10 protein-coding genes are annotated in these 9,114 nt (G+C 65.9%); 6 read left to right on the top strand and 4 right to left on the bottom strand.

Translation table 11 applies throughout. The features are described from left to right. The first annotated feature begins 74 nt into the window (after window positions 1-74). Entirely contained in the window at window positions 75-509 is a 435-nt protein-coding gene (gene soxR / locus BW38_RS05275) for a redox-sensitive transcriptional activator SoxR (RefSeq protein ID WP_032951587.1), read from the top strand. Window positions 510-546: 37 nt separating this feature from the next. On the opposite strand, the gene BW38_RS05280 is transcribed toward soxR, so the two are convergent. Then, the gene (locus BW38_RS05280; protein ID WP_025874043.1) at window positions 547-1,149 is read right to left on the bottom strand and encodes a short chain dehydrogenase; all 603 of its coding nucleotides are present in this window, start codon (window positions 1,147-1,149) and stop codon (window positions 547-549) included. Between the two features lie 98 nt (window positions 1,150-1,247). Here BW38_RS05280 and BW38_RS05285 point away from each other — a divergent pair, with 98 nt between their 5' ends. Next, window positions 1,248-2,123 (top strand): LysR family transcriptional regulator, encoded by an 876-nt coding sequence (locus BW38_RS05285; RefSeq protein WP_025874042.1) that lies wholly within the window; start codon window positions 1,248-1,250, stop codon window positions 2,121-2,123. A 54-nt stretch (window positions 2,124-2,177) separates the two neighbouring features. Here the strand turns inward: BW38_RS05285 and proC are convergent, their stop codons facing one another. Together proC and BW38_RS05295 are read right to left on the bottom strand one after the other, a co-directional pair. Further along, window positions 2,178-2,999 (bottom strand): pyrroline-5-carboxylate reductase, encoded by an 822-nt coding sequence (gene proC / locus BW38_RS05290; RefSeq protein ID WP_032977306.1) that lies wholly within the window; start codon window positions 2,997-2,999, stop codon window positions 2,178-2,180. 16 nt (window positions 3,000-3,015) lie between these two features. Next, a complete protein-coding gene (locus BW38_RS05295; RefSeq protein WP_032977304.1) occupies window positions 3,016-3,693 on the bottom strand; it encodes a YggS family pyridoxal phosphate-dependent enzyme in 678 nt (225 codons plus the stop codon). Between the two features lie 87 nt (window positions 3,694-3,780). Between BW38_RS05295 and BW38_RS05300 the strand changes: the two genes are divergently transcribed. The 4 genes from BW38_RS05300 (at window position 3,781) to BW38_RS05315 (ending at window position 7,899) form a co-directional block, all read left to right on the top strand. After that, window positions 3,781-4,818: a type IV pilus twitching motility protein PilT gene (locus BW38_RS05300; RefSeq protein ID WP_004147099.1), complete on the top strand. Its 1,038-nt coding sequence runs from the start codon at window positions 3,781-3,783 to the stop codon at window positions 4,816-4,818. 100 nt (window positions 4,819-4,918) lie between these two features. Beyond that, window positions 4,919-6,061, top strand: a complete 1,143-nt coding sequence (locus BW38_RS05305) for a PilT/PilU family type 4a pilus ATPase (protein WP_025874039.1) — start codon at window positions 4,919-4,921, stop codon at window positions 6,059-6,061. Window positions 6,062-6,104: 43 nt separating this feature from the next. Next, entirely contained in the window at window positions 6,105-6,773 is a 669-nt protein-coding gene (locus tag BW38_RS05310; RefSeq protein WP_152543319.1) for a PIN domain-containing protein, read from the top strand. Window positions 6,774-6,915: 142 nt separating this feature from the next. After that, on the top strand, window positions 6,916-7,899 hold the full coding sequence (locus BW38_RS05315) for an aldo/keto reductase (protein WP_032977300.1): 984 nt from the start codon (window positions 6,916-6,918) through the stop codon (window positions 7,897-7,899). A 57-nt stretch (window positions 7,900-7,956) separates the two neighbouring features. Here BW38_RS05315 and BW38_RS05320 read toward each other — a convergent pair whose 3' ends face one another. After that, window positions 7,957-8,856 carry a LysR family transcriptional regulator gene (locus BW38_RS05320; RefSeq protein ID WP_025874037.1) on the bottom strand — a complete coding sequence of 300 codons (900 nt, stop codon included), beginning with the start codon at window positions 8,854-8,856 and terminating at the stop codon, window positions 7,957-7,959. Window positions 8,857-9,114: the final 258 nt, after the last annotated feature.

The raw sequence follows: 9,114 nt of genomic DNA, 5'->3' as shown, positions 1-9,114 counted from the left end.
GGCGGACGGGCCGCGCTTGTCATCTGGCGGCGATGGTAGCAGCATGCCACCTCAACCAAAGTTGAGGTCAATCGATGCTGGCACAGGACATGAGCGTCGGCGATGTCGCCCGTCGCAGCGGCGTGGCCGTCTCTGCGCTGCATTTCTACGAGCGTAAGGGATTGATCAGCAGCCTGCGCACGTCGGGTAACCAGCGCCGCTACGCCCGCGACGTGCTGCGCCGGCTGGCGGTGATCCGCGTGGCGCAACGCGTGGGCATGCCGCTGGAAGCGGTGGCACGTGCGTTCGAGAGCCTGCCGCAGGGGCGGGCGCCGACCAAGGCCGACTGGGCCAAGCTGTCGGCACGCTGGCAGGTGGAGCTGGAGGAACGCATCCACATGCTGCAGCTGCTGCGCGACGAGCTGACCGGCTGCATCGGCTGCGGTTGCCTGTCACTGAAGCGCTGCCGCCTGGCCAACCCGGATGACGTGCTCGGCGAGCGCGGCGACGGCCCGATGCGCTGGGGCTGACCGTGCTGGTGGGTGCCGACCCTGGTCGGCACGCTCGTTACCAGACGGTGATGGTTTCGCCGCTCTGGATGCCTTCCACCGCGCGCTGGAAGGCCAGTGCCGCGCGCTGTGCGGTCACCGCTTCGAAGCCGGGGAAGTAGGGGCCGTAGGCTTCCATCGATTCCACCAGCACGTTCGGGCTGACCACGTTGATGCGCAGCCCGCGCGGCAGCAGTTCCAGCGCCGCCGCCCGCACGAAACCTTCCAGCGCATGGTTGACGGCAGTGGCGTTGGCGCCATCGCGGATCGGCTGCGCGCTGACGATGCCGCTGGTCAGGGTGATCGAGCCGCCAGCATTGAGATGGTGCTGCGCGGCCAGTGCAAGACGCACCTGGCCGAGCAGCTTGTCCTGCAGGCCGACGTTGAACTGTTCGGGTGTCATCTGCTGCAACGGGCCGAAATGCAGCTTGCCGGTGGTGGAGATCACCGCATCGACCGGGCCGGTCTGCGCGAACAGCTCGCGCACGCTGGCGTCGTCGGTGAGGTCCACGCGCAGGCTGCCGCTGTGGCGGCCGGCAGCGAGGATGTCGTGCTGCTGGCCCAGGTGGCGGGCGACCGCCTGGCCGAGGGTGCCGCTGGCACCGACGAGAAGAATCTTCATGACAGCTCCTTGCGAGAGGGGATGGATGCAGTCTGCGCTGTCACCGGTTGGTTTGGTAAGTGGCTTATGATTCGCATATTCCTAACCAGGGATTTGCAATGGATACCTTGCGCTGCATGCAGGCCTTCGTCGCCGTGGCCGAGCACGGTAGTTTTTCCGCTGCCGCCAGCCACCTGCAGGTGTCGGCGGTGATGGTCGGCAAGTACATCCAGCAGCTGGAAGCGCACCTGGGCACCGCGCTGCTGCAGCGGAACACCCGTCGCCAACGTCTGACCGAAGCCGGCACTGCCTACCTGGCCGGTTGCCGGCAGGTGCTGGAACAGGTGCAGCAGGCCGAGGCGGACGTGGCCGGGCTGCAGGTGCAGCCACGCGGGCTGTTGCGGGTCAGTGCGCCGACCACCTGGGGCAGCTGCGTGCTGGCTCCCGTGTTGAGCGATCTGCTGCGGGCACAGCCGCTGCTGAACATCGAGCTGGACCTGAGCAATCGCCGCATCGACCTGATCGAGGATGGCTTCGATGCAGCCATCCGCGTCGGTCCGCTGCCGTCGCAGGAACTGGTGGCGCGGCCGCTGCCGCCGTATGCGATGAGTCTGTGTGCATCACCGTCGTACCTGCGCCGCCGTGGTACGCCGCGCACGCCCGCCGATCTTGAAGGACATGATTGCCTGAGCCACCTGGCCTGGCGCGGCGGTCACGGTTGGCAGCTGGCCAATGGCGAACAGGTCGATTGGGAAGCGCGGTTGACCAGCAATGACGGTTACGCGCTCCGCGAAGCAGCCGTGGCGGGCGCAGGCCTGGTGCTGCAGCCGACCGCGCTGCTTGCCGGTGAAATCGCAGCGGGACGATTGAAGCCACTGCTGCGCGACTATCTGCCCGAGCCACGGCCGATGCACCTGATCTACCTGCCCGACCGTCGCCCCCGACCGCGGCTGCAGTGTTTCGTTGATTTCGTCATGGCCAGGCTGGGCACGTAGATCCACGCATGCGTGGATGGCGGTGGGTGCCGACCGTTGGTCGGCACACTTGTTTCAATCATTGGCGGCAGACAGTTCCTGCCCACGCACCTGCGCGGCACGCAGTGCCTTTTCCACCAACGCTTCAAACCCACCTGCCTGGAAGCTTTCGATCGCCGCCTGGGTTGTGCCGTTGGGTGAGGTCACCCGGCGCCGCAGTTCGGCTGGGCTTTCACCGGCTTCGTCCAGCATGCGCGAGGCGCCCAGCAGTGTCTGCACCACCAGCGTGCGCGCCGCTTCTGCAGGCAGGCCTTGTGCGATGCCGGCCGCTTCCATTGCTTCGGCCAGCAGGAACACATAGGCCGGGCCACTGCCGGATACGGCGGTGACCGAATCCATCTGCGCTTCGTCGTCGATCCACACCGTGCGTCCCGCGCTGGCCAGCACGCGTTCGGCCTGCGCATGCTGCTGCGCATCCACCGCTGGCGTGGCATACAGGCCGGTGACCCCGGCGCCGAGCAGGGCCGGGGTGTTGGGCATCGCGCGCACCACCGGCAGCGTGCCACCCAACCAGCGCTGCAGCTGCGGGCTGGTGATGCCGGCGGCGATCGAGATCACCAACGGCTCCTGTGCCTGCGCCAACACCTGCAGTGACTGGCAGACCTCGCGCAGCACCTGCGGTTTCACCGCCAGCAGCCACGTGTTGCCCTGCGCCGCCGCAGCGGCCGCGTTGTCGTGGGTCTGCACGCCGAAATCGGCAGCCAGATTTTCGCGCAGTTCGGCCACCGGTTCGGCCACGTGGATGTGCGCGGCCGGCACGCCCTGCCGGATCAGGCCGGCAATCAGGCTGCGGGCCATGTTGCCGCCGCCGATGAAGGTGATGGAATCAGCTGCCATGGGAATCTCCTTGGAATCAGGCCGGGCGCGGACGCGCGCCGAATAGGGCGGTACCGATGCGCACCAGGGTGGCACCTTCGGCGATCGCTTCAGCGTAGTCGCTGCTCATGCCCATCGACAGGGTGTCCACCTGGGCATGAGCGGCAGCCAGCGCCTCGAAAAGTGTGCGCATGCGCACGAACGCGTCGCGCCGGCGCTCGGCGTCGGGCCACGGCGCAGGAATCGCCATCAGGCCGCGCAGGCGCAGGTTCGGCTCGGCGGCGATGGTTGCCGCCAGCGCGTCCACGTCGTCCGGCGCGCAGCCGTGCTTGCTCGACTCGTCATCGATGTTGACCTGGATGAGTACGTTCAGCGGGCCGCGTTCAGCGGGGCGGTAGCGGGCCAGCGCGGCGACCAGCTTGGGCCGGTCCACGCTCTGCACCCAGTCGAAGTGCGTGGCCACCGGTTCGGCCTTGTTCGACTGCAGGTGGCCGATCAGGTGCCATTCCAGGCCCAGCGGCTGCAGTTCCTGCATCTTGGCCAGCGCTTCCTGCACGTAGTTTTCGCCGAACGCGGTCTGGCCCTGCGCGGCAAGCGCAGCCACGGCCTCGGCCGGCTGGGTCTTGGACACCGCCAGCAGGCGCGGCGGTGGCCGCCCGGCGGCAGCGGCGGCGTTGTGCAGGTTGCTCAGGATCTGGGGCAGGGGAGTGGCCACGTAACGCGTTCCGTTCAATCAGGAGGCTATACTGCCGCCCGGGGAAAGATCCTTCCAGTCGAAGCCGTTATTGGGGAGTAGCCGCTCATGGATATCGCCGAGCTGTTGGCGTTTTCCGTAAAGAACAAAGCGTCCGACCTGCATCTGTCCGCAGGCCTGCCGCCGATGATCCGCGTGGACGGTGATGTTCGCCGGATCAACATTCCAGCCCTGGACCACAAGCAGGTCCACGCGCTGGTGTACGACATCATGTCCGACAAGCAGCGCCGCGATTACGAGGAATTCCTCGAAGTCGATTTCTCCTTCGAGATCCCGTCGCTGGCGCGCTTCCGTGTCAATGCGTTCAACCAGAACCGTGGCGCCGGTGCGGTGTTCCGTACCATTCCGTCCGAAGTGCTGACCCTGGAAGACCTGGCCTGCCCGCCGCTGTTCCGCGAGGTGATCCAGCAGCCGCAGGGCCTGATCCTGGTGACCGGCCCGACCGGTTCGGGCAAGTCGACCACGCTGGCGGCGATGATCGACTACATCAACAAGAACGAATACGGCCATATCCTCACCGTCGAGGATCCGATCGAATTCGTGCACACCTCGCAGAAGTGCCTGATCAACCAGCGCGAAGTGCACCGCGATACGCATGGCTTCAACGAAGCGCTGCGTTCGGCACTGCGTGAGGACCCGGACATCATCCTGGTCGGCGAACTGCGTGACCTGGAAACCATCCGCCTGGCGCTGACCGCCGCGGAAACCGGCCACCTGGTGTTCGGCACCCTGCACACCAGTTCGGCGGCCAAGACCATCGACCGCATCATCGACGTGTTCCCGGCCGGCGAAAAGCCGATGGTGCGCTCGATGCTGTCCGAATCACTGCGCGCGGTCATTTCGCAGGCGCTGCTGAAGAAGGTCGGCGGCGGTCGTACCGCTGCGTGGGAAATCATGGTGGGCACCCCGGCCATCCGCAACCTGATCCGCGAGGACAAGGTGGCGCAGATGTATTCGGCCATCCAGACCGGCCAGCAGTACGGCATGATGACCCTGGACCAGCACCTGCAGGACCTGGTCAAGCGCAGCCTGATCACCCGCAACCAGGCCCGCGAATACGCCAAGGACAAGCGTCTGTTCGAGTAAGGCGAGGCAATGGCGGGGCAGGGCGCGCGAATACGTCGCCGGCCCCGCGCTGTTTCCTCCACCGACCGATTCCTGGTACATGCCCCATTGGGAGCCCGCCGTGAACACCACCGCGACCACCATCGATTTCACCTCGTTCCTCAAGCTGATGGCGCACCAGCGCGCCTCGGACCTGTTCATCACTGCCGGCATGCCGCCGGCGATCAAGGTCAACGGCAAGATTTCGCCGATCACCCAGACGCCACTGACGCCGCAGCAGAGCCGCGACCTGGTGCTGAACGTGATGACGCCAGCGCAGCGCGAGGAATTCGAAAAGACCCACGAATGCAACTTCGCCATCGGCCTGTCCGGCGTCGGCCGCTTCCGCGTGAGCTGCTTCTACCAGCGCAACCAGGTCGGCATGGTGCTGCGTCGCATCGAGACGCGCATTCCCACCGTGGAAGAGCTGAGCCTGCCGCCGATCATCAAGACGCTGGCGATGACCAAGCGCGGCATCATCCTGTTCGTCGGCGCTACCGGTACCGGTAAATCAACCTCGCTGGCAGCGATGATCGGTTACCGCAACCAGAATTCGACCGGGCACATCATCACCATCGAAGATCCGATCGAATTCGTGCACAAGCACGAGGGCTGCATCATCACCCAGCGCGAAGTCGGCATCGATACCGACAGCTGGGAAGCCGCGCTGAAGAACACCCTGCGCCAGGCGCCGGATGTGATCATGATCGGCGAGGTGCGTACCCGCGAGGGCATGGACCACGCCATCGCCTTCGCTGAAACCGGTCACCTGGTGCTGTGCACGCTGCACGCCAACAACGCCAACCAGGCGATGGACCGCATCGTCAACTTCTTCCCGGAAGATCGCCGCAACCAGCTGTTGATGGATCTGTCACTGAACCTGAAGGGCGTGGTCGCGCAGCAGTTGATTCCTTCGCCGGATGGCCGCTCGCGCAAGGTGGCGATGGAGATCCTGCTGGGCACGCCGCTGGTGCAGGACTACATCCGCGACGGTGAGATCCACAAGCTGAAGGAGCTGATGAAGGAATCGGTCCAGCTGGGCATGAAGACCTTCGACCAGAGCCTGTTCGAGCTGTACCAGGCCGGTGAGATCAGCTACGAGGACGCACTGCGCTACGCCGATTCGCAGAACGAAGTGCGCCTGCGCATCAAGCTCAGCCAGGGCGGCGATGCCCGCACCCTGTCGCAGGGGTTGGATGGCGTGGAGATTTCAGAGGTCCGGTGAGGGCGCCGCCCGCCGCTGGCTGACTATCGTAAATGGGGTGCATATGGATATGCCGCGTGCTCGCAACGTCGTGCTCATCGATTACGAGAATGTGCAGCCTCCGTCTCTCAAGGAGTTGGTTGCCCCTGGTTTCACCGTGCTGATCTTCGTTGGCGCATCGCAATCGCGGATCAGCATGGATGTTGCCGAGGCAGTCCAGGCATTGGGTGGCAACGGACGCTATGTGCGTTGCAATGGTAGCGGGTCGAACGCGCTGGATTTCCATATCGCCTTTTACATCGGCGAGATGGCTGCGGTCGATCCCAGCGCATTCTTCCAGATCGTTTCGAGGGACACCGGCTTCGATCCACTGGTGGCGCACCTGCAATCGCGGCGTCTCAACGTCCTGCGGTGCGCATCCGTTGCCGATCTGCCAATGCTCCGTGGCACGCAGCAGGCTCCGGCCAAGCCACCGACGCCGGTCGTATCGAAGGCCAAGCCGCCAGCGTTGAGTGTCGACGCGCGCCTGCAACGCGTACATGCAGTGTTGGTGAAGCAGGGCAAGGCGCGGCCGGCTTCAATGAAGTCGCTCACCTGCGCGATCAACAGCCTGTTTCAGAAGGCACTTCCCGCAAAGGATGTCACTGCGCTCATCCAGCAACTGCAGCAGAAGAAATGGATCACACTGGAGGGCAGCAAAGTACGTTATCAGCTGCCGTCCAAGGTAGCGTAGGTAACTCGTCCACCGGATGCAGAATTGGTGCGGGCGGCAGGACGGCATTCATGAAATCCAGTCATGACCGACTGCCATCCAGGTCGTTCAATCCGCTGCCCCTGCAGGCGTATCGTCATCGCTCCCCTACTGGAGCACGACGATGCAGACACGTGAACTCGGCCGCAGCGGCCTGAAAGTCTCCGCCCTGGGCCTGGGCTGCATGGGCCTGAGCCACGGCTACGGTCCCGCCGTCGAGCAGAGCCAGGGCATCGCCCTGCTGCACGCCGCGGTCGAGCGCGGCGTGACCTTCTTCGACACCGCCGAAGTCTACGGACCGTATACCAACGAAGACCTGCTCGGCAGGGCGCTGGCACCGCACCGCGACAAGCTGGTGATCGCCACCAAGTTCGGCTTCAAGGACGCACAGGTCGACACCGGCCTGGACAGTCGTCCGGAGAACATCCGTGCGGTGGCCGAAGCCAGCCTCAAGCGCCTGCGCACCGACTACATCGACCTGTTCTACCAGCACCGCGTGGATCCGAACGTGCCGATCGAGGATGTGGCCGGCACCGTGCGTGACCTGATCGCCGAGGGCAAGGTGCGCCACTTCGGCTTGTCCGAAGCCAGCGCCGCCACGGTGCGTCGCGCGCATGCCGTGCAACCGGTGGCCGCAGTGCAGAGCGAGTACTCGCTGTGGTGGCGCGAACCGGAACGCGAACTGCTGCCGGCGCTGCAGGAACTCGGCATCGGCTTCGTGCCGTTCAGCCCGCTCGGTCGCGGCTTCCTGACTGGCGCGATCAACGCTGACACCACCTTCGCCGACAACGATTTCCGCAACACCGTGCCACGCTTCGAAGTGGAAGCGCGTCGCGCCAATCAAGCGCTGGTTGACCGCATCACCACGATCGCGGCGGCGCGGGGCGCCACCCCGGCACAGGTCGCGCTGGCCTGGCTGCTGGCGCAGGCACCGTGGATCGTGCCGATTCCGGGTACGACCAAGATCCATCGCCTGGAAGAGAACCTCGCCGCCGCCGACCTGCAGCTGTCTCCCGCCGAGCTGGAGCGCATCGCGCAGACGCTGCAGGAGATCGCCATCGTCGGCGAGCGCTACAACGCGCAGCGCGCAGCGCAGGCCAAGGGCTGATCGCAGTGTGTGCGGACTTTCGTCCTGTGGTGGGTGCGGACCGTTGGTCCGCACGCCTCACCCCACCATCGGCCCGCGCAGCGCATCAAGCACCGTACGCATCGCCACGGTGACATGCCGGCGTGACGGGTAATACGCGTAGTAGCCATCGAAGTGCGGGCACCAGTCATCCAGTGTTGATTGCAGGCGGCCTTCCAGCAGGGCCGCCTGCACCTGGTCTTCGGGCAGCCAGGCCAGTCCGCTGCCGGCCAGCGCCGCAGCCCGCGTCATGCCCATGGTGTTGAAGGTCCATTGGCCGGAGACGCGGATGCTCAGTTCGTGGCCATCCTGACCGAAATCCCACGGCATCAGGCCGCCATGGGTGGGCAGGCGCAGGGTGATGCAGTTGTGCGCGGCCAGATCGTGCGGATGCACCGGCGCCACGTGCTGGCGGAAGTACGACGGTGCCCCCACCACGCGCATGCGCAGCGGCGGACTGATCGGCAGCGCCACCATGTCGCGTGCCAGGCGCTCACCGAGACGGATGCCGATGTCGTAGCGCTCGGCGACGATGTCGGCCAGGCCGTAATCGGTGGTCAGCTCGACCTTCAGGTCCGGGTACTGCTGCAGCAGCGGCGCCAGCCTGGGCCAGGCCAGGTATTCGGCGGCGTGGCCGGTGGCGTTGATGCGGATGGTGCCTGCGGGGCGCTCGCGGTACTCGGCCAGCGCGGCCAGTTCGTCTTCGATCTCTGCCAGGCGCGGGGCCAGGGTTTCCAGCAGGCGGGCACCGGCCTCGGTGGTGGCGACGCTGCGGGTGGTGCGGGTCAACAGGCGCACGCCCAGTCGCTCTTCCAGCCCGCGCATGGCGTGGCTGAGGGCGGACTGGGAGACGCCCAGCTGGGCAGCGGCTTTGGTGAAGCTGCCTTCGCGGGCAACGTGGACGAAGGCTTGCAGGTCGTTGAGGTTTTCACGCGGCATGAGGGGATGATACGGCCGGGCTGCGCCCGGCGCCCGCGGTAGTGCCGGCCGCTGGCCGGCAACCGCAACAGCAACAGCTGGCTTCCTGCTGGGATGGCGGGGTGGGCCCGGTTACGGGGGACGCCGTGAATCCATCCATGGAGGCTTGGCCGCGGCATCCATGCCGCGGACACCCCCGCAACCGGACCCACCCCGCCTTCGACAGTTTTCCGCGATCTGTTGGAATTGCATGACTTGTTGTTGGTGGGGGTCGACCTT

Source organism: Stenotrophomonas sp. RIT309, from assembly GCF_000632045.1.
Classification (GTDB): domain Bacteria; phylum Pseudomonadota; class Gammaproteobacteria; order Xanthomonadales; family Xanthomonadaceae; genus Stenotrophomonas; species Stenotrophomonas indicatrix.
This window is presented reverse-complemented; position numbering and strand designations above follow the sequence as displayed.

Coding starts and splice junctions, on each gene's coding strand:
- BW38_RS05315 (WP_032977300.1), top strand. CDS start 6,916: ATGCAGACACGTGAACTCGGCCGCAGCGGCCTGAAAGTCTCCGCCCTG.
- BW38_RS05280 (WP_025874043.1), bottom strand. CDS start 1,149: ATGAAGATTCTTCTCGTCGGTGCCAGCGGCACCCTCGGCCAGGCGGTC.
- BW38_RS05320 (WP_025874037.1), bottom strand. CDS start 8,856: ATGCCGCGTGAAAACCTCAACGACCTGCAAGCCTTCGTCCACGTTGCC.
- proC (WP_032977306.1), bottom strand. CDS start 2,999: ATGGCAGCTGATTCCATCACCTTCATCGGCGGCGGCAACATGGCCCGC.
- BW38_RS05285 (WP_025874042.1), top strand. CDS start 1,248: ATGGATACCTTGCGCTGCATGCAGGCCTTCGTCGCCGTGGCCGAGCAC.
- soxR (WP_032951587.1), top strand. CDS start 75: ATGCTGGCACAGGACATGAGCGTCGGCGATGTCGCCCGTCGCAGCGGC.
- BW38_RS05300 (WP_004147099.1), top strand. CDS start 3,781: ATGGATATCGCCGAGCTGTTGGCGTTTTCCGTAAAGAACAAAGCGTCC.
- BW38_RS05310 (WP_152543319.1), top strand. CDS start 6,105: ATGGATATGCCGCGTGCTCGCAACGTCGTGCTCATCGATTACGAGAAT.